The organism is Thermobifida halotolerans, from assembly GCF_003574835.2.
Lineage (GTDB): Bacteria > Actinomycetota > Actinomycetes > Streptosporangiales > Streptosporangiaceae > Thermobifida > Thermobifida halotolerans.
In genome coordinates this window covers 2,634,995-2,654,643 of sequence record NZ_CP063196.1, presented here as the reverse complement: position 1 = coordinate 2,654,643, position 19,649 = coordinate 2,634,995, and the positions used below count along the sequence as shown (strand labels likewise).

Annotated in this window: 16 protein-coding genes and 1 pseudogene; 11 read left to right on the top strand and 6 right to left on the bottom strand. The window is 70.7% G+C overall.

The window, feature by feature from the left end; all coding sequences use genetic code 11:
• The first annotated feature begins 60 nt into the window (after positions 1 to 60).
• From dxs to NI17_RS11800, 3 genes are all read left to right on the top strand, one after another.
• On the top strand, positions 61 to 1,974 hold the full coding sequence (dxs, locus tag NI17_RS11810; RefSeq protein WP_068693040.1) for a 1-deoxy-D-xylulose-5-phosphate synthase: 1,914 nt from the start codon (positions 61 to 63) through the stop codon (positions 1,972 to 1,974).
• 103 nt (positions 1,975 to 2,077) lie between these two features.
• On the top strand, positions 2,078 to 2,350 hold the full coding sequence (locus NI17_RS11805) for a hypothetical protein (protein WP_068693039.1): 273 nt from the start codon (positions 2,078 to 2,080) through the stop codon (positions 2,348 to 2,350).
• Positions 2,351 to 2,461: 111 nt separating this feature from the next.
• Positions 2,462 to 3,823, top strand: a complete 1,362-nt coding sequence (locus NI17_RS11800) for an FAD-dependent oxidoreductase (RefSeq protein ID WP_084012772.1) — start codon at positions 2,462 to 2,464, stop codon at positions 3,821 to 3,823.
• A 49-nt stretch (positions 3,824 to 3,872) separates the two neighbouring features.
• Here the strand turns inward: NI17_RS11800 and NI17_RS11795 are convergent, their stop codons facing one another.
• Complete coding sequence (locus NI17_RS11795) at positions 3,873 to 4,427, bottom strand: RNA 2'-phosphotransferase (RefSeq protein ID WP_068693037.1); 555 nt, start codon at positions 4,425 to 4,427, stop codon at positions 3,873 to 3,875.
• 173 nt (positions 4,428 to 4,600) lie between these two features.
• Here NI17_RS11795 and NI17_RS11790 point away from each other — a divergent pair, with 173 nt between their 5' ends.
• A complete protein-coding gene (locus NI17_RS11790; protein ID WP_068693036.1) occupies positions 4,601 to 6,808 on the top strand; it encodes a serine/threonine-protein kinase in 2,208 nt (735 codons plus the stop codon).
• A gap of 74 nt (positions 6,809 to 6,882) precedes the next feature.
• On the opposite strand, the gene NI17_RS11785 is transcribed toward NI17_RS11790, so the two are convergent.
• Both NI17_RS11785 and NI17_RS11780 read right to left on the bottom strand, forming a co-directional pair.
• Positions 6,883 to 7,977, bottom strand: a complete 1,095-nt coding sequence (locus tag NI17_RS11785) for a neutral zinc metallopeptidase (protein ID WP_068693035.1) — start codon at positions 7,975 to 7,977, stop codon at positions 6,883 to 6,885.
• A gap of 355 nt (positions 7,978 to 8,332) precedes the next feature.
• Positions 8,333 to 9,106 (bottom strand): TetR/AcrR family transcriptional regulator, encoded by a 774-nt coding sequence (locus NI17_RS11780; protein WP_369974861.1) that lies wholly within the window; start codon positions 9,104 to 9,106, stop codon positions 8,333 to 8,335.
• 132 nt (positions 9,107 to 9,238) lie between these two features.
• On the opposite strand from NI17_RS11780, the gene NI17_RS11775 reads away from it, so the two are divergent.
• Together NI17_RS11775 and NI17_RS11770 are read left to right on the top strand one after the other, a co-directional pair.
• Positions 9,239 to 11,443, top strand: coding sequence for an MMPL family transporter (locus NI17_RS11775; protein ID WP_243597694.1), 2,205 nt, complete (start codon positions 9,239 to 9,241; stop codon positions 11,441 to 11,443).
• 332 nt (positions 11,444 to 11,775) lie between these two features.
• The gene (locus NI17_RS11770) at positions 11,776 to 13,137 is read left to right on the top strand and encodes a TrkH family potassium uptake protein (RefSeq protein ID WP_084012777.1); all 1,362 of its coding nucleotides are present in this window, start codon (positions 11,776 to 11,778) and stop codon (positions 13,135 to 13,137) included.
• A 549-nt stretch (positions 13,138 to 13,686) separates the two neighbouring features.
• On the opposite strand, the pseudogene NI17_RS24710 reads toward NI17_RS11770, so the two are convergent.
• Positions 13,687 to 13,851: pseudogene (locus NI17_RS24710) on the bottom strand (HIT family protein); the annotation flags it as partial.
• 385 nt (positions 13,852 to 14,236) lie between these two features.
• Between NI17_RS24710 and NI17_RS11765 the strand changes: the two are divergent.
• Together NI17_RS11765 and NI17_RS11760 are read left to right on the top strand one after the other, a co-directional pair.
• Positions 14,237 to 14,584, top strand: coding sequence for a YciI family protein (locus NI17_RS11765; RefSeq protein WP_234402072.1), 348 nt, complete (start codon positions 14,237 to 14,239; stop codon positions 14,582 to 14,584).
• Positions 14,585 to 14,625: 41 nt separating this feature from the next.
• A complete protein-coding gene (locus NI17_RS11760) occupies positions 14,626 to 15,879 on the top strand; it encodes an RNA polymerase sigma factor (protein ID WP_234402068.1) in 1,254 nt (417 codons plus the stop codon).
• Positions 15,880 to 16,254: 375 nt separating this feature from the next.
• Here NI17_RS11760 and NI17_RS11755 read toward each other — a convergent pair whose 3' ends face one another.
• Both NI17_RS11755 and NI17_RS11750 read right to left on the bottom strand, forming a co-directional pair.
• Positions 16,255 to 16,731 (bottom strand): HIT family protein, encoded by a 477-nt coding sequence (locus NI17_RS11755; protein WP_234402067.1) that lies wholly within the window; start codon positions 16,729 to 16,731, stop codon positions 16,255 to 16,257.
• Between the two features lie 34 nt (positions 16,732 to 16,765).
• Positions 16,766 to 17,812, bottom strand: a complete 1,047-nt coding sequence (locus tag NI17_RS11750) for a TOMM precursor leader peptide-binding protein (RefSeq protein ID WP_084012769.1) — start codon at positions 17,810 to 17,812, stop codon at positions 16,766 to 16,768.
• A 218-nt stretch (positions 17,813 to 18,030) separates the two neighbouring features.
• On the opposite strand from NI17_RS11750, the gene NI17_RS11745 reads away from it, so the two are divergent.
• Genes NI17_RS11745 through NI17_RS11735 form a run of 3 tightly spaced genes read left to right on the top strand, consistent with a single transcriptional unit; the run spans position 18,031 to position 19,599 of the window.
• Positions 18,031 to 18,231, top strand: a complete 201-nt coding sequence (locus NI17_RS11745; RefSeq protein WP_068693028.1) for a hypothetical protein — start codon at positions 18,031 to 18,033, stop codon at positions 18,229 to 18,231.
• 4 nt (positions 18,232 to 18,235) lie between these two features.
• Positions 18,236 to 18,763, top strand: a complete 528-nt coding sequence (locus tag NI17_RS11740) for a DUF6879 family protein (RefSeq protein WP_068693027.1) — start codon at positions 18,236 to 18,238, stop codon at positions 18,761 to 18,763.
• Complete coding sequence (locus NI17_RS11735; protein WP_068693026.1) at positions 18,760 to 19,599, top strand: helix-turn-helix domain-containing protein; 840 nt, start codon at positions 18,760 to 18,762, stop codon at positions 19,597 to 19,599. The genes NI17_RS11740 and NI17_RS11735 overlap by 4 nt, the downstream gene beginning before the upstream one ends.
• The last annotated feature ends 50 nt before the right edge of the window (positions 19,600 to 19,649 follow it).

The window sequence follows — 19,649 nt, the reverse complement described above, 5'->3', positions numbered from 1 at the left end:
CGGGAGGCCCCGTGGTCTGGCGGCCGACCTGCTGTCCTGCATACGAGGGGAATGACGAGAGTGACGCTGCTCGACTCGGTGCACAACCCAGACGACCTGAAGAGACTCCCCGCCGCGCAGCTTCCCCAGTTGGCTGCCGAGATCCGGGAGTTCCTGATCTCCCAGGTCGCCCGAACCGGTGGTCACCTCGGCCCCAACCTGGGCGTTGTCGAGCTCACCATCGCGCTGCACCGCGTGTTCGACTCACCGCGCGACCCCGTTCTGTTCGACACCGGGCACCAGGCCTACGTGCACAAGATCCTGACCGGACGACGGGACTTCTCCAGACTGCGGCAGGAGGGCGGCCTGTCGGGGTACCCCTCGCGCGCCGAGTCCGAGCACGACTTCATCGAGAACTCGCACGCCTCCACCGCGCTGTCCTACGCCGACGGCCTGGCCAAGGCCCACGAGCTGCGCGGGATCACCGACCGCACCGTGGTCGCCCTCGTCGGTGACGGCGCGCTGACCGGCGGCATGGCCTGGGAGGCGCTCAACAACATCGCCGAGGGCAAGGACCGCCGCGTCGTCATCGTCGTCAACGACAACGGCCGCTCCTACTCGCCCACCATCGGGGGTCTGGCCGAGCACTTCGCCAACCTGCGCATGACCCGCGGCTACGAGCAGATGCTGGAGACCGCCAAGACCGCGATCAACCGCGCCCCCGTCGTCGGCCCCCCGCTGTACGACGCCCTGCACGCGTTCAAGAAGGGGCTCAAGGACGCCATCCAGCCGCAGATCATGTTCGAGGACCTGGGGCTGAAGTACCTCGGTCCCATCGACGGCCACGACACCGCGGCCGTGGAGCGGGCGCTGGGCCGCGCCCGCGACTTCGGTGGACCGGTCATCGTGCACGTGCTCACCCAGAAGGGCAAGGGCTACGCGCCCGCCGAGAACCACGACGAGGACCAGTTCCACGCCCCCGGCGCGTTCGACGTGGCCACCGGCCAGCAACAGCCCAAACCGGGCCTGAAGTGGACCTCGGTGTTCAGCGACGAACTGGTCGCGATCGGCGCCGAACGCGAGGACGTCGTCGCCGTCACCGCGGCCATGCTGCACCCCACCGGGCTGGCCGCCTTCGCCGAGGCCTACCCCGACCGCGTCTTCGACGTGGGCATCGCCGAGCAGCACGCCGCCACCTCCGCCGCGGGCCTGGCCATGGGCGGTCTGCACCCGGTCGTGGCCGTCTACTCCACCTTCCTCAACCGCTGCTTCGACCAGGTCCTCATGGACGTGGCGCTGCACCGCCAGGGCGTCACCTTCGCCCTGGACCGCGCGGGGATCACCGGTGACGACGGCGCCAGCCACAACGGCATGTGGGACATGTCCATCCTCCAGGTCGTGCCCCACCTGGGCCTGGCGGTGCCGCGCGACGCCGTGCGGCTGCGGGAGCTGCTGCGCGAGGCCGTCGCCGTGGACGACGGCCCCACCGTCGTGCGCTACCCCAAGGGGGCGGTGCCTCCCGCGATCCCCGCCGTGGGCAGGATCGGCGGCATGGACGTACTGCGCCGCCCCGCCGACGGTGCCGACTCCCCCGACCTGCTGCTGGTCGCGGTGGGCCCCATGGCCCAGACCTGTTGCGAGGCCGCCGACCGGCTGGCCGACCAGGGCATCGACGTCACCGTCGTGGACCCGCGCTGGGTCAAGCCCCTGGACCCGGCGCTGGTGGACGAGGCCGCCCGGCACAGCGTGGTCGCGGTCGTCGAGGACAACGGCCGCGTCGGCGCGGTGGGCGACGCCGTGGCCCGCATGCTGCGCGACGCCGACCTCGACATTCCGGTGCGCACCTTCGGAATCGAACAGCGCTTCCTCGACCACGCCAAACGCGACCGGATCCTCGCCGAGATGGGCCTGGACGCCCAGGGCCTGGCGCGCAAGCTCACCGAGATCGTGTCCAAGTACGCCGAGCGGTCCCTGGAGGACGAACCGGCGTCCTGACCGTCCGACACCGGACCCGCCGGGGGCGCGGCCATTGGTTGTCCCCCCGGCGGGTAGGGGAGCCGGGTGCAGACCGCAGTGTCGAGACACCCGGAGGAAGACGATGTCCGACCGGCCCGTGGGCCCCGACTCCGCCTACCGCAGGGGCGTCAACTACGCCGAGATCTACCTGGAGGACGACTCCCGCCACTCGCCGGAGGAGGTGGAGGCGCTGCGCCGGGCGCTCGCCGCGCAGAACGCGCAGGACCTGCGGATTCCGAACATCCTCGACTGCTTCGCCGCGAGCGGCCACCCCGACCATCCGGCCGTGGTCGACCCCGAGGACGAGTTCTGGCAGGGCTTCCTCGACCGGGTCGACCGGAGGCCGCAGGGCTGACCGACCGGGGCTGCTGGGCGGAGCCCCGTCCTCACCGTGTGTTCCTCCCGCAGTCCACAGGGCGGTCCCTGATCTCGGAAACCGGACGTAGCATGGGTCACAATGGGGCGCATGAGCACTCCAGATCCGCTGCGAGTAGCCGTTGTCGGCTCCGGACCCGCAGGCATCTACACAGCCGAGGCACTGACCCGGCAGTCCCGCGAGCCGGTGGCCGTGGACGTGCTGGACCGCCTTCCCACCCCCTACGGACTGGTGCGTTACGGCGTCGCACCCGACCACACCACCATCAAGCGGGTGGCGCACACCCTGGCCCGCGTTCTCGAACACCCCGACGTCCGCTTCCTCGGCGGAGTGGAGTACGGTTCCGACCTCACCCGCGCCGATCTGGCGCACGCCTACCACGCGGTGGTCTACGCGACCGGAGCGAGCGTGGACCGCCGCATGGGCGTCTCCGGTGAGGAGCTGCCCGGCAGCGTCGCGGCCACCGACTTCGTCAACTGGTACAGCGGCCACCCCGACCTGGAGGTGTCGCGTTTCGTGCTCGACGCCGAGGAGGTCGCCGTCGTCGGCGCGGGCAACGTCGCTCTCGACGTGGCGCGCATCCTGGTCAGAAGCGTCGACGAACTGAGCCGCACCGACATCCCCGAGCCGGTCCTGCGGGTGCTGGCGGCCAGCCGGGTGCGCCGTGTGCACGTGGTCGCCCGGCGCGGCCCGCTGCACGCCAAGTTCTCCGCCAACGAACTGCGGGAACTGGGCCAGTTGGGCGGCGTGGACGTGGCGGTGGACCCCGCCGACGTCGACATCGACCCCAACAGCGAGGCCATGGTGGGTGCGGCCCGCGCGGCCCGCACCAACCTGCGTACCCTCACCGACTGGGCGCAGCGGTCCGTCGGTGGCGCGGACCGCCGGGTCGACCTGCACTTCTGGCGGCGGCCCACCGCCGTGCTGGGCGAGGGGCGCGTCGAGGGCCTGGAGGTGGAGCGCACCCGGCTGGACGACGACGGACGGCTCGTGGGCACCGGACGGTGCGAGACCCTGCCGGTGGGCATGGTGGTGCGTTCGGTCGGCTACGCCAGCACCCCGCTTCCCGACCTGCCCTTCGACGCGGCCACCCGTACCCTGCCGCACGAGGACGGCCGCATCCTCGACGACCGGCGGACCCCGCTGCTCGGCGAGTACGTGGCGGGCTGGCTCAAGCGGGGCGCCACCGGGGTGATCGGCACCAACAAGTCCGACGCCGCCGCCACCGTCCGCTCGCTGCTGGACGACGCCGCCGCGCTGCGCGCCTCCCGCACCCCGCAGACCAGCGTCGACGCGCTGCTGAAGGAGAAGGGGGTGGCGGTCAGCGGCTACGCCGACTGGCTGGCCATCGACGCCGCCGAGGCCGCGCTGGCCACCGAGCTGTCCCGGGGCGAGCGGGTCAAGCTGAGCGGCTGGGCCGAACTGCGCCGTGTCCTGGAGGAGCGGGTCTGAGCGGACCCGGCCGGTCCCGGCGTCGGCGGCTTCCGCGTCGGCGCCGGGCCTATCCGGACGGCCACCGGCACAGGTACCGGGGCGGGACCTCGGCCGCCAGCCACACGCCGTTGCCGCTGATCCGGAACTCGTGGCCGTCGGCGTGCATCCGCGCGGCGTCGACGGCCAGCACGACGGGGCTCCCGCGCCGCTCACCCACCCGGCGGGCCGTGGCCTCGTCGGGGGACAGATGCACGTGGTGCCGCCCCATCGGACGCAGGCCCTCGGCGCGGATCGCGGGGAGGAACCGGTCGACGGTGCCGTGGTACAGCACGTCCGGTGGCGTGCGCGCGGGCAGGTCCAGCTCCACGGCGACCGTGTGTCCCTGCTGGGCGCGGACACGGCGGCCGTCGGCGCTGAGGGCGAACCGCTTCTTGTCGCTGCGGGCGACGACCTCCTCCAGTTCGGCGCGGGTGAGCGGCCGTCCCGCCGCCCGGCAGCCGTTGAGGAGCGCGTCGACCTCCACCCAGCCGCGGGGGTCCAGGGTCACGTTGGCCACTTCCGGCCGGTGCCGCAGTACCAGGGAGAGGAATTTCGAGGCGCGCACCAGTTCCCGTGGGTCCACGTCGTGAGTATGGCCCGGTAGCGGCCTTTTTGACCAGTGGTTTTCCGGACACCGAAACCGCTGACCACGCCTTTGACCTCTGTGCGCGCTCTGCGCACGTCTGCCGGAGCCAGGTCCGGAGAATGGCAGGATGGGTGCCCGCGGAGAAAGCGACACGTGCGACGGGAGACGTGATGACGGGCCACGCGGGCGTGGACGGACAGCCGACCGAGGTCGGTGGCTACCGGCTGACCGCTCTTCTGGGTCAGGGCGGATTCGGAGCGGTCTACCTGGGCGAGAACGCCGGAGGGCGGCGGGCCGCGGTGAAGCTGCTCCACGGTGCGATCACCGACGACGTGCGCGACAGCCTCGCCCGCGAGGTGGCGGCGGCCCGGAAGGTGAAGCAGTTCTGCATCGCCCAGGTGCTGGACGCCGACCCCTACGCGCCCCGGCCGTGGATCGCCACCGAGTACCTGGAGGGCCCCACACTCGCGGACCGGGTGCGCGACCGGGGACCGCTGGAGGGGGCGGCCCTGGAGCGGGTGGCGGTCGCCACCGCCACCGCCCTCACCGCCATCCACACCTCCGGAATCCTGCACCGCGACTTCAAGCCCGCCAACATCATCCTCGCGCCCGACGGCGCCCGGGTGATCGACTTCGGCATCGCCAAGGCCGCCGAGCAGGCCCAGGTGATGGCCAGCGGAGTGGTCGGCACCCCCGCCTACATGGCGCCCGAGCAGATCCGGGGCGGTCTGCTCGACGACCGGCTGGACGTCTTCGCCTGGGGCGCGGTCATGGTGTACGCGGCCACCGGGCGGGACGCCTTCGCGGGCCCCAACCAGCAGGCGGTCATCCACCGGGTACTCAGCGAGGAACCCGACCTGGCGGGGCTGCCTCCCGCGCTGCTGCCCCTGGTGCGGCGCTGTCTGGACAAGGACCCGCGGCGGCGGCCCAGCGCCCACCAGGTGCTCAGCCTGCTGATCGGCCACGAGGAGCACGCGGCCGACACCGACGCCGCGCTGAGCGGGGGACGGACCGCGGTGCTGGGGGGCGACACGCTCTCCTACACCCAAAAGACCCCTCGTCCGGAGGGGCACGAGAGCCGTCAGGGGGGCGCGCAGCACACCCCGCCCGCCGCGACACCGCCGCGCGCAACGCCGGGCCACCAGGCCCCGCCGTTCGAGTTCGCCGGGACGCTCTTCCACAGCCCCGGCGACCTCGCCGCGGGGATGCAGCGCCGCTGGGCGGCGGGCGCGGCGGTGTTCGCCGACGACGCCGAGCGCGCCGAACTGCTGAACTGGCTGGTCGACGACCTCGGCGACACCACCGTCAACCGGGGTCTGCTGCGCAGGCGGCCGGAGGACCCCGACCTGGTCCTGGCCCGGTTCGTCGCCGACCTGCGCCCCGACCTGCCGCCGGTCTACCGGGGCGACGACATGCGTCCGGGGGCGCTGCGCGCCGCACTGGAGGCGCGCACCGGCGCGGAGCGGACCGCCCTGCTGATGAGGGTCTTCGGTGAGCAGAGGATGCGGGCCAAGTCCTTCGCGCACATAGTGGAGGTCATGCGCGTCATGGCGGCCCACTCCGGTGCCCAGGCCGAGTACCGGGGACTGCTGTCCGACTACGCGGCCTCGGTCGATGCCGTGCTGGCCGCCTCGCAGCGGATCAACGAGGCGTTCACCGCGAGCGGGGCGGCCCAGACGGTGTTCCGGAGCGGGGCCGCCCAGCCGGTCCCCACCCGGGCGGGAAGCGCCTCGGGGCTGGTCGACCTGGGCCGTGCCGAGGTGGCGCTGCGGATCGTGGACCAGTTGCTCACCGGTGTCCGCGACGTCGTCCGGGAGTCGCCGTTCTCCCCGGACTCCGGGGAGCAGCGGTGGCTGGAGGCCCTGGCGGCGGCGCTCGGAGCGGCGACCGGACCGGGGGCGGCGGGCGCCGCGGCGGTGCTGGAGGAGTGTCTGCCGCTGGCCGGACTCCTGGCCGAGGTCGAGGGCACCCTGCTGTACCGGCACACCGAGTACGTCGAGGCGGCCGAGAAGGCGTCGGGCAGGTGGCGGCGGCGCAGGGTGTTCGACGTGGTCGTTCTGACGGTCGGCTGGACGCTCATCAGTGCCGTCCTGCTGTTCTGCGCCCTGGTGCTGACGGCCGTGGACTACACCGCCGCCATGGAAGTGATGGTCGCCATGTTCCTGTTCTTCGCCTGCGGGACGACGGCTCTGGCGATCTTCGGGGTCACCTCGTGGACGCGGACGAAGATCAGCGCCCGCCGACACCGGCACCATGCCGACCAGTTGCGCTCCACCGCGGGAGAGATCAGGAACGACACCGCCCGACTGGCCGGAGCGCGTCAGCGGTTGGAGTCGCCGCGCACGGGCGACACCCCGCACGGGACCCGGGCGTTCTGAGGCGCCACCGCCCCCGGGAGGCCCCGGAGCCCTCGGACGGAGGCACCCCCGGCGGGGGCGGCACGGCCGGGGCACTAGCGGATCAGGGCGGCCTCCGAGTCGAAGGTGTTGCACGCCTGCATGGTCTCCCCGGTGGCTCCGGAGTTGAACCAGTGCACGCGGTTGTCGGCGCTGCCGTGCGTGTCGCTGTCCCCGGTGTCCTCGTTGAAGTTGCGGTTGACAAACGCCACGTCGTCGGCGTCGTGGTCGTCGACCACGGCGGTGCCCGTGCCCGCGAGGCATTCGGCCTGGAGTTCGATCTGCCGCCCCACCCGCAACTGCTCCGCCTGGGAGCCGGCGTCGCGCTCCAGGTCGTAGGCCGCGTCCAGCAGGCCGGTCTCCCCCTGGACGTGGTGGCCGTACTCGTGGGCGACCAGGGCGAACCAGATGCGCTCGTCGTCCATGTTCGGGTACGGCAGCAGCCGCTTCACGCTGGGCACCAGGATGGTGATGCTCAGGTCGTGCTCCATGTAGTAGGCCAGGGTGAACCCCTCCTCCTCGGACTCGCCGCGCAGTTCGGGAGGGAGTTCGTCCATGATCACGTAGTGCGGCTCCTCCGGGCGCAGCCCCATCTCCTCGAGCGGAGCCAGCCACATCTCGTTCAGGCAGGGACCGATCGTGTCGGTGAAGGTCTCCCACTCCGCCGCCGAGGAGGGGTCGAAGTCGGGAATGTCGCAGTCGACGGGGGAGGGGGCGGCCAGGTTGTAGAACGGGTGGGACGCGGCGTCGACCGTGATGCCCTTGGCGGTGTGGAACCAGTTGTCCTCGTAGAGGACCTCCCGGCGCGGTTTGCCCGACGCCTGGGCCTCGGAGCCGCCACTCAGCGTGGTGGTCATCAGTGTCACGCACGCCAGCAGTGAGAACGCGGCGACGAGCGCGGAGCCGCCGGCGGTGAGCCACAGACTCGTGCCGCCCCGTTGCGGTGGCGGCTGCGGGGCGGGGAGGGGATACGGCCCCCACGCCCCGGTCCCGGCGGAGGCGAGGTGCGCGGCGGGGTTCGGGCCGGGCTGCCCGTAGGCGCCGGTGGGGGACCCGGGACCCGGTCGGCCGGGGTGGTGGTGCGGTCGCGGGGGCGCCGCGGGCGTGTGCGGCCCGGCGAAGACGGGCGGTCCCTGGGGCGGCTGGGACATGGTCGGGCGCCGCACGGCGGGGGGCGGGCCGCCGGGCGCGGCCCAGGGGGCCGCCGGGGGCGCGGGCGGGCGCTGCGGGGAGGGCGCCGGGCCGCCGGGCGCGGTCTGCGGGGGCGGAGGAGTGGGCGGGCGCTGCGCGGCGGGGGGCGGGCCGGTGCTCTCGTGGGGCGGGTGCGAGGGCGGAGGGGTCGGAGCCGGAGCGGCTTCACCACCGCGAGGCGTGTCCACAACAGGGTCCTTCGTTGTCGGGGGGTTGACAGCGGAGAAGTCAACAATATTCGGACATCCCGCGGTCGGTGCGGGATATTTCGGTCGGCACCCCGGTGAGACGCCTCGTGGCCGCTTCCGGTTCCGGTCAGCGCCCCGGTGGCCGGTATCGGACACCGATCGACGTCAGCAGGTCGCGCAGCTCGGCCTCGAACAGCGGCTCCATGTCGTCCACGGCGAACGCCATGTTCTGGAAGACCTCCATGCACACCAGCCCGTACAGCCGCACCCAGCAGGCGGTGAGCACGCGCAGCGCCCCCTCGGTGGCGTTCTCGCCGCCGAACCCGGCGCACTCGGCGAACAGGTCCAGTTGGCGGCGCAGTTCGGGGGAGAAGGAGGCGGAGTCGGGCAGCGGGACCCGGTCCTCCGCGAGCAGCCGGTCGAACAGGGTGAGGAAGGTCGCGGCGAAGCGCTGCCCCTCCCGGAGCGCGACCCCCTCGTGCGGACCGGAGAGGTGGTGCGGCCCACGGGGGCCGAACAGCAGGGCGAACTCGGCGCGGTTGGTCCGCGCCCAGGAGCGGAAGGCGCGCAGCGACGTCAGGACGCGCCCGTCGACGTCGTCGTCGGGCACCTGAGCGCTGGCATCGGTGATGTGGGCGCTCAACTCGGCGAAGAGGTCCGCCTGGAGGGACAGCAGCAGGTCGTTGAGGCTGGAGAAGTAGCGGTACAGGGCGGGGGCGGTCATCCCCATCTCCCGGGCGATCGCGCGCAGCGAGACCCCCTCGGGGCCGTGGTCGACGAGGTGGCGGCGGGCGATCGCCTTGATCTCCGCGAACGTGGCCTCCCGCATCCGCACCCGTCGCGGCTGCGGGGAGGCGGGCTGCGCGGCGCCGAACGGAGGGGAGATTGCGTCTTTTGGCACGGGATTCCTCAACCGGGGTGTCGGTGGCTGTTTCTGGCGCTCTTGGTACAGTGAGCGGCGTGCGCTGGAGTTAACGGCGTTTGCTGAGATTATCGCCATTTACCACAAATTAACACCGAGGGAGACACGTCCATGTTCTCTGCGCTCGGCCGGTCCACCCATCGGGGACGGATCTGGGTGCTCCTGGCCACGGGGGCGTTCATCGTGTTCGCCGCCCTGTGGGGCACCGGCCTGTTCGGCGCGGTCAGCGACGGGGGATTCGAGGACCCCGACGCGGAGTCCACCAGGGCCACCGAGGTGATCGAGGAGGAACTGGGGCACGACGCGGTGGACGTCGTGGCCGTGTACCGCAGCGACGACCTGACCGTCGACGACCCCGAGTTCGCCGAAGAGGTCCAGGACGTGCTCGACCGCCTGTCCGACGACCGCGTCGCCTCGGTCACCAGCTACCTGGACCCGGACCTCGGCGAACTCCAGCGCGGCGCGCTGGTCTCCGAGGACCGGCACGCCGTGTACGTGCCCCTCACCCTGGAGGGCGAGGACAGGGCCGAGCGGATGGAGTCCTTCGAGGCGATCGCCGACGACCTCGAAGCCGAGACGCTGACGACCCGCGTCGGCGGCTCGCTGGCGATCGAGAGCGAACTGTCCGAGCAGGCCGAGTCCGACGTCGTGCGCGCCGAACTCATCTCCCTGCCGCTGCTGCTGGTGCTGCTCGTCGTCATCTTCGGCGGGGTGGTCGCCGCCCTGATGCCGCTGGCCGTCGGCGGCCTGGCGGTGCTGGGCGCGATGGTGCTGCTGCGCGCGCTCACCCAGGTCACCGAGGTGTCGGTGTTCGCCGTCAACGTGGCCACCATCCTGGGCCTGGGCCTGGCCATCGACTACGGTCTGTTCCTGGTCAGCCGGTTCCGCGAGGAGATGCGCCGCACCGGCGACGTCGCCGCCGCCGTGCCCGTCACCCTGGCCACCGCGGGCCGGACCGTCGCCTTCTCCGGCGTCACCGTCCTCATCGCCTTCGCCGGACTGCTGTTCTTCCCGCAGCCCATCCTGCGCTCCATCGGCCTGGGTGGCATCGCGGTCGTGGTGTTCGACCTGATCGCGGCGCTCGTCGTGCTCCCGGCCCTGCTGTCGGTCGTCGGCCGCCGCATCGACGCGCTGCGGCTGCCCCTGTTCGGCCGGAGGCGCTCCGGCGCGGACGCCGACGACCGCGTCGGCGGCTGGTCGCGGCTGGCGCACAGCGTCATGCGCCGCCCGGTGCTGTACCTGCTCACCGTCGCCGCCGTGCTCGTCGCGTTCGCCTCGGCGCTCACCTCGCTGGACGTCGGCACCACCGACCAGCGCTACCTGCCCGCCGACGCCGAGAGCCGACAGGCCACCGAGATCCTGGAGGAGGACTTCCCGGCGGGCGGCACCGGGCAGATCGACGTCGTGGTCACCGGCGAGGTCGACCAGGCCGACCTCGCCGCCTTCGCCGAGGAGCTGGCCGACCTGGACGGCTCCGAGGGCGCCCAGCTCGTCCGGGCCGAGGGCGAGGCCGCGCACCTGACCGTCGCCTACGAGGGCGAGATCGACGACGACTCCACCGCCGACCTGGTGCGGGCGGTACGCGACGCCGACGCTCCGGAGGGCGCTGAGGAGGTCCTGGTCGGCGGAGCGGCGGCGCAGCAGCTCGACAACGTCGACGCCATCGTCGAGACGGTGCCCACGACCCTGCTGTTCGTCTCGCTGAGCACCCTGGTCCTGCTGTTCCTGGCGTTCGGCTCGGTCGTGCTGCCCCTCAAGGCGGTCGTCATGGGCTTTCTGTCGCTGGGCGCGTCGCTGGGCGTGGTCATCTGGGGCTTCCAGGAGGGCCACCTGGCCGACCTGCTCGGTTTCGACGCGGTCGGCACCATCGACCCCACCTACCTGGTGCTCATCATCATCGTCGCCTTCGGCCTGGCCATGGACTACGAGCTGTTCCTGCTCAGCCGGGTCCGCGAGGAGTACCTGGCCACCGGCGACAACACCCACTCGGTCGCGGTCGGCCTGCAGCGTACCGGGCGCATCATCACCAGCGCCGCGCTGCTGCTCATCGTGGTGCTGGTCGCGATGGGCGCCTCCGGCCTGCTGTTCCTCAAGATCATCGGCATCGGGTTGGCGATGGCGGTGGTCGTGGACGCCACCCTGGTCCGCGCCCTGCTGGTGCCCGCCACGATGCGCCTGCTCGGCGGCGCCAACTGGTGGCTGCCCCGCCCGCTGCGCTGGCTGCACGACCGCGTCGGCATCACCGAGAGCGAGGAGAACCCGCGGGAGCGCCAGGAGAGGGAGGCCGAGGAGACCGGGGCGAGGGTCGGCTCCTGAGAGACCCCCTCCCTGCATCGGGCAAAGGGCCGGAGAGACGATCTCGGCGCCAGGGGTCCGTCTTCCGTGTTTGTGGACCCCTGGCGCCGGTCTCAATGCTCCTGTCCTGACCGCTTACCCTCTTTCCCAGCCATCCGGCCGAGGAGCAGAATCAGCTTGCCTCTGAGGTGTTCGGCGCTGTTCACAGAGGTGCCCGGGACCGGCTCGGGGAAGCAGCCGGAGCTGGATGCCGATGGGGGAAGAAGTTGGCGGTACGTACGGGCAGTACTGACAGATCGGCACGGTCCCGCCGTCGCAGACGGACCAGCAGGAAGCAGGAGGACAGGAGGAAGCTGTCCCGTTCGCCCAGAATCCGGGCGTGGCGTAGATCTCCCCAGGTGACCGTGGCCACGTTCGCGATTCTGATCACACTCGGCACGGCCATGCTGATGCTGCCCGCGGCCTCGCAGACAGGGACGGCGACGGACTTCACCACCGCCCTGTTCACCGCGGTCTCGGCGGTGTGCGTGACCGGTCTGATCATCGTGGACACCCCCGCGTACTGGTCGTTTCTCGGCGAATGGGTGATCCTGGTGCTCATCCAGATCGGCGGACTGGGCATCATGACCCTGACCACGACACTGATCCTGCTGGTGCGGCAACGGATCAACCTGCGGGTACAGCTCTCCGCCGAAGCGGAGACCAAAGCCTGGACCCTGGGCGACGTACGCAGGGCGGTCCTGGGGATCATCGGCTTCAGCCTGCTGTTCGAGGCCGTCACCGCCGTGGCGCTGACGCTGCGGTTCCTCGCCGGCTACGGCTATCCACCGGAACAGGCGCTCTACCACGGCCTGTTCCACGCGGTGTCGGCGTTCAACAACGCCGGGTTCGCGCTGTACTCCGACAGCGTCATGGGGTTCGCCACCGATCCGTGGATCATCCTGCCGCTCGCGTTCGCGGTGGTCTCGGGCGGTCTCGGCTTCCCGGTGTGGATAGAACTGTGGCGGCGGACCCGCACCCGGCGGACCGGAGCCGGGAAGCGGCTGTCGCTGCACACCCGGATCACCCTGTGGACCAGCGGAGTCCTGCTGGCGGTCGGCACGGTCACGACCACCGCGCTGGAGTGGAACAAGGCCGGGACGCTCGGACCCATGAGCATCGGCGAGAAGATCCTGTCGGGGTTCTTCCACAGCGTGGTGACCCGCACCGCCGGGTTCAACAGCCTCGACACCGCCGAGTTCCAGACGCAGACACTGTTCGTCACCGACATGCTCATGTTCATCGGAGGCGGCAGCGGAGGCACGGCCGGTGGCATCAAGGTCACCACGTTCTCGCTGCTGGCGTTCGTGGTCTACGCCAGCGTCCGAGGCGAGTCCGCCGTGCACGTGGGCCACCGCCGACTCGCCCGGGGCGTCGAGCGGCAGGCGATCGTGGTCGCGCTGCTGGCGATAGGGACCGTGTTCGTGTCCACGCTGGTCATGATGACCATCACCCCCTTCACCCTGGACCAACTCCTGTTCGAGGTGATCTCCGCCTTCGCCACGGTGGGGCTGTCCACTGGCATCACCGCCGACCTCCCGGCCGCGGGGCAGTACCTGCTGTGTCTGCTGATGTTCGCCGGTCGCGTCGGCCCGATCACCCTCGCCTCCGCCCTGGCGCTGCGCCACACGACGCGCCGGTTCGAATACCCCGAAGAGCGCGCCATCGTCGGCTGATCCAACTCCCCGGAGCCTGGCCCGCCGTGTCTGACACCACCCCTGTCTGTCATGGCTGTGGACGGCAGGACCCTACGCGGATCGGCTCGTACCGACACCGCCGCGATCCACCCCATGTCGGCCCTGACCCCTGACCGCCGCCTGGCCGCCCAGGTCCAGGTCCCCGCTTCCACCAGCGGACTCGACGCCCTACCGGCCCTGCCGGGCCAACTGGACGCCCTGACTGAGGTGTGGGTGTCGGGTTCTGCGGCGGGTGCGGGGGTCCCGAGGATGGGTGAGGTACTCCACCCCGGCGTCCGGGGCGGGCTCCCACGGGTTGGCGCCTCGACCGGCCACCGGCAGCCGGTGGTGTCCCGTTTTTGGAGGGTTTTTGTGGAATGCCTCGGCCTTGCCGGGAGTGGCGGCGGAACCGTATCCGCCGTGGAATCCGACCATCAGACCTCGATGTGGCAGGAGAGGCGCTTCTACCGGCCCGCTTCCCTGACGCGTTCGGCCAGGGCCGCGGGTTCGGCGTCGTCGGCGCGGGAGGACAGGTATCCCCGGTAGCGGGTGCAGGGCGAGGTAGGCGTCGGTGTCCATCCGGACCACGTAGCTGGGCTGGTGGGCCTTGGGGATCACCACCGAGCCCCCCTCGGTGTTGGGAAAGATCGACAGAAACGCCAGGTGGTGCTCGTCCTCCCAGATCGGATGGCAGAGCGCGTCCCCGGCGGCGATCGCGCAGAAGGCGCAGGGGTCCGTTCGTGAGACCGCAGGCGGTTTCCCGTGACGGGGCGCAAGACCTGGGCCGCGCCGCAGACCTGATCGTTGGCAGGGGACGGCGATATCGCGCCCCGCCGCAGAGTCTCTGCGGAACCGTCCGCAGCGACGCTGCGCAGACGGCCCGCACCGCGGACCGTGGTGCGGGCGCGGCAGACCGTCCGCGACCGGCGGGGCGAGGCCGTCGGCGGAACGGGAAGGGGCCTGCCCCGAATCCCGGTGAAGAAATCTCGCGGTGCGGTGTCCATCCGGCCGTGCCCCGTTCGTGGTGATGGCGTACGGTGACCGCGCCGTGCGAGAAACGACCCGCCGTGACAGGACCTGGAGTTGAACCGTGAAGTACATGCTGCTGATCAACAGCGCCGCGACGACCGACGCCGAGGCCGCCGAAGCGTGCCGGTCCTCGGTCGAGGACTGGATGGCCTACGACAGGGCCGTGCAGGAGGCGGGAGTCCACGTGTCCGGGCACTCGCTGGCGGACCTGACCACCGCCACGGCCGTCCGGGTCGGGCCGACGGGGGAGCGCACCGTCACCGACGGGCCGTTCGCCGAGACCCGCGAGGTGCTGGGCGGCTACTACGTGATCGACGTGCCCGACCTGGACGCCGCGCTGGAGTGGGCCGCCCGCTGCCCGGGGGCGCGCGGCGGCGGTTCGGTCGTGGTGCGGCCGGTCGCCGAGTTCGAGGTGTGACACCGGTGCACAGGGGACACGCGGGCTCCGCGGAGTCGGCCGTGGAAGCAGTGTTCCGGGAGGAGCACGGTCGGCTGCTGGCCGCCCTCGTCCGCCGGTTCGGCGACCTCGACCTGGCAGAGGAGGTCGCCTCCGAGGCGCTGGAGGCCGCGCTGGTGCACTGGCCGGTCCAGGGCGTGCCCCCCAAGCCGGGCGCGTGGCTGATGACCACGGCGCGGCGCAGGGCCGTCGACCGGCTGCGGCGGGACCGGGCCTACGCCGCGCGGCTCGCCGTGCTGCAGGTGGACGCCGACCGGGCGGCCCCCGCCCCGCCCGAGGACACCAGCGGCCTGCCCGACGAGCGGCTGCTGCTCTTCTTCACCTGCGCGCATCCGGCGCTGTCTGGAGAGGACCGCGTGGCGTTGACCCTGCGCTGCCTCGCCGGGCTGACCACACCCGAGGTCGCGCGGGCCTTCCTGGTGCCGGTTGAGACGATGGCCAAGCGGATCACCCGGGCGAAGCGGAAGATCCGCCAGGCCCGCATCCCGTTCCGCGTGCCCGGCGTCGAGGATCTGCCGCAGCGGCTGCCCGGGGTGCTCCAGGTTGTCTACTCGGTCTTCACCGAGGGGTACGCGGCCAGTTCGGGACAGGAGTTGCAGCGGCTCGACCTCGCGGACGAGGCGATCCGACTGGCGCGCATCCTGCGCCGCCTGCTGCCCGACCAGCGGGAGACCGCGGGCCTGCTCGGGTTGATGCTGCTGGTCCACGCGCGGCGCGCCGCGCGGACCGGTCCGCGCGGCGAACTCGTGCTGCTCGACGAGCAGGACCGCACCCGCTGGGACCGCGTGATGATCGAGGAGGGCCTCGCCCTGGTGCCCGTCGCGTTGAGCGGCGGCCCGCCCGGCCCCTACGGGGTGCAGGCCGCCATCGCCGCGCTGCACGACGAGGCCGCGGATCTCGCGACCACCGACTGGCCGCAGATCGTGGCGCTCTACGACGTGCTGCTCACCCTCATCCCGTCTCCGGTCGTCGCCGTGAACCGGGCCGTGGCGGTGGCGATGCGCGACGGTCTCGGGGTGGGGCTGACGCTGCTGGAGGGACTGGCCGACGAACCCCGGCTGCGCGACTACGCCCCCTACGCGGTCGCGCGGGCCGATCTGCTGCACCGGCTCGGCCGCACGGTCGAGGCCGCGGCGCTCTACCGGCAGGCACTCGACCTCGCCCGGACCGAACCCGAACGGGCGCATCTGCGGCGCAGGCTGGAGGAGGTCGCCGCCGACTCCGTCGGTGCGGCTGCCCCCGAAGAGCGGACGTGAGGGCGGCGGAGCACGCCGGGCGGCGGTCGGGCACGGGTTGCCGGCGGCGGGTCCGGCCGCCGCGCCCCTCGTCCGGCATGATCCTGATCTTTCGGATCAGTTCCTCTCCCGTGAGAAATTCGGAGAAACACCAAATCCTCTGGCAGGGAGCCGGTGTTAGGTTCGCCGTGGGACGCAGCAAGCGGAATTTCCGCGAGTTCGCCCCGGACCGATTCCCTGCGGAAAAGTCGAGGAGGTTCCCATGAACGGCGACGGCAGCAACTAGCGGCGACAGCAGAGAGAACGAGGGGCGGAAGCCCTGGTTTCCGTCCCTCGTGGAAAGAGAAAACGGTGGGAGCGCGTTCCCACCGTTTTTCCGTGTGAGGAGAGACTGCCTCAACTCCCCGCTTTCCTGATGCGTTCGGCCAGGGCCGCCAGTTCGGTGTCGTCGGCGCGGGCGTGGTCGTGGGACGACAGGTATCCCCGGTAGCGGTCGAAGTAGACGTCCACCGACGAGTGCACCGCCCGCCAGGAGTCGCCCTCGTTGCCCGCCGTGCCGTGCATGGGAAACAGTTTGGCGTGGGCGTGGTCCACGCCGTAGCCCTCGTACATGATCCCGGTACGCGCCACGTCGGCGAACGCGGCGTCCAGGCGGCGGGCCGCCTCGCGGGCGGCCAGGTGCAGGGCGAGGTAGGCGTCGGTGTCCATCCGGAGCACGTAGCTGGGTCGGTGCACCTTGGGGATCACCACCGAGAACCCCTCGGTGTTGGGGAAGATCGACAGAAACGCCAGGTGGTGCTCGTCCTCCCAGATCGGGTGGCAGGGCTCCTCCCCGGCGGCGATCGCGCAGAAGACACAGGAAGCGGAAGGCAACAAAACCCCCTTGAGGTCGGTTGTGGTCATGCGGTCACGCCCGGAGCGGGCCGCAGGTCGGACAGTCCGGATTCGGGGTGCTGGGCTGCTCGTCCAGACGCAGTTGGTGGGTCCACACCCCTACTCTTCGGCCCAGCGACTGCACAGCCCCGAAACCGCCCAGGTATTTCAGGGCGTCGAGGCTGGCTAGCGCGGAGGAGAGCATGTTGGTCGAACCGTGCGAGGGTGCCTGGTAGCGGCGATTGATGCGGGAGATCAGGGCGTCGAGTTCCGCACTCCCCGAAGAATCCCGGGCGGTCAGTTGATGGCAGGACCAGCATCCGGTCTGTCCGGGGATGACCAGCGGTCCCCATACCGCGATGTCGTTGACGTAGCACACGTTGAGCCAGGCCGTTTCAGTTGTGACGCAGTGGGTGTTGACGAGTTCGGTGATGCCGGTGGAGTCGGCTGACAGCACGAGCAGGTCGGCTTGGGGAAGCACGTCGAGGTCGGCGCGGTTGGTGATCCGCCGTCTGATCGTGCATACCTCGGTGTCGGAGTTGCGGGCGCGCAACTCCCGAGCCAGGATCTCGCACTTGGCCGCACCGACGTCGGTCTCGGTGAACAGGTACTGCCGGGTCAAGTTGCTCTTCTCGATGTGGTCGGCGTCGACGAGGGTCACCCGGCCGACTCCAGCGGTGGCCAGGGCGACCGACATCAGGTTTCCGATACCGCCGCAGCCCAGGAAGACAACGTGGCTGCCCGCCAGGCGCTCTTGGACCTCCTGCGGATCGGCGCCCCAGAGCCCGTGGAACAGGGTGGGACGGCTGTATCTGTCCTCCGGTCGGTAGGAGCCTGCCGGAATGAGATAGCAGCCGCCACGGAGGACCCCCAGGAGCTCCTCGGCGCGCTCGGGAGAGAGTCCGCATTCGCGTTCCAGGAAACCAGTGGCCTCGTCATAGGTGCGGGGAACTGAGTAGTAGTCGACGAGACGGATCAGCGGCCCCCACAGGGACGGGTCGTCGAAGACCCGCTGAATGGAGCCGAATCCGAGAAAGAGCCGGCCGTCCTGTACACCGACTCGGACATAGGGGGCGAGCATGTGTGGTTTCTCGGGGACACCGGCCGCGCTCTGACTCACAGCGGACGCCTTTCACAGAAGCGGTTCGAAGACTGCTGAGTTCCTGGCTCCGGACGGTAGAAGCGGCAGTCGGGGCAAGGGGCAGGGTTGCTTGAGATTGCTGATGAAGTGGTGGGAAATCTCTGGCGACTCCTCGGAGGAGCGGACAAACTGGGAGCATCCCCCCGAGGAGGAGAGGCATGAAGCTGCGCAAGCTCGGAACGGCGTCAGTCAGTGGAAAATGCCCGACTCTGTACGAGACGGACACCGGAGACATTGTTGTGCAGGGTTATCGGCTCATCGACGCCGAGGCGCTGGCCCAGCTGGAGGATGTGCTGCCCAACGAGACGTTCGTCGTCGTTCCCCGAGAGTTGATGGTCCGTTTCGCGCCGAAGGAGTAGCGGTATGCGTGAATACCTGAGTGACGACGACTTCACCGCCTTGTTCCGGGCCTACCGGTATACCGCATGGCGTCTGGAGACCCGGCGCTGCTATGGCAGCGTTGGAGAGGACAGGCAGTTTCAGGAGTGGCTGGCAGGTAAAGACCCCGGAATCGAGTGGCTTAAGCCGTGGTTGGACATGGTGCGGGAGGAACTCGCCAAGGGGAAGCGGATGGAACGGGTGCGAATCGTTGATGACCCACCCTCGGACTATCTGCGTTGGGAACTATGGGCGACTCCCTACAACCTCGCGGTGGGGGAAGATATCCGCTATCTACCGCGTGAGCATCCGATCGTCGCGGAACTTCCCGACGAGGATTTTTGGATCTTTGACAGTCGCACGCTGGCGCGGTTCGAGTTCGACGGCGATGATGTCGCTGGTATCTGGCTTGACGAAGCTCCTGAAGCCGTCGTTGCTGCTTTGGCCGCTCGGGACTCGGCGTGGCATCATGCGCTCACCTACACCGACTACCTGGCGACAAGAGTGGGATGACCGACTACCAGACGGCCCGGACTTCCCTGGGTGCGCGGTTACGCGAGATTCGGGTGGAGGCCGGGTTGTCCGGTCGGGCGCTGGCCCAGGCACTGGACTGGCACCCGTCGAAGGTGTCCAAGCTGGAGTTGGGCAGGCAAACCGCCTCGGTTGAGGATCTGAAGGCATGGGCGGCGGCCTGTGACGCACCGGGAACCGCCGCCGAACTGCTCGCGATGCGTAGGACTCTGGAAACCCACTACGCGAGCTGGCGTCGTCAGCTCGCCGGGGGTACCCGGGCCAAGCAGGTGACCTTCGTCGACTTGGAGAGCCGGACGCGTCGACTCCGGGCTTTCGAGACCGCGGTGGTCCCAGGGCTGCTGCAAACTCCTGACTACGCCCGGTGCGTCCTGCGCAGCGTGGTGGCCCTGCACGGCGCACCGGACGATGTCGAAGTCGGGGTTCGCACCCGGATGGAGCGCGCCCGCGTCCTCGACGACCCAGACAAGACGTTCGACATCATCCTGTGGGAGCCGGTCCTGTATGCGCGGATCTGCCCGGGCGAGGTCATGGTCGGCCAGCTGGACCGTATAGCGGAGTTGATCGTCCGCAAGGGCATGATGATCGGGGTTGTCCCGCTGGACGTCCGGCTTCCCGCGATCCCCGAACACGGTTTCTGGATCTTCGACGACGACCGCGTGAACGTGGAGACGGTCGGCGCTGAACTCTCCCTCACCGACAACGACGCGATCGAGCCCTACCGCCGGGTCTTCGCGAGGTTGTCCAAGGCGGCGTTGCGTGGACAAGCCGCACTTCGTCTTGTGGCACGGGCGCGGCACCGGCTCGTACCGGTCTGACGGCCGGGCACCGCTGCCGGCTCCGAAGAGCGGGCGTGAGGGCGGCGGAC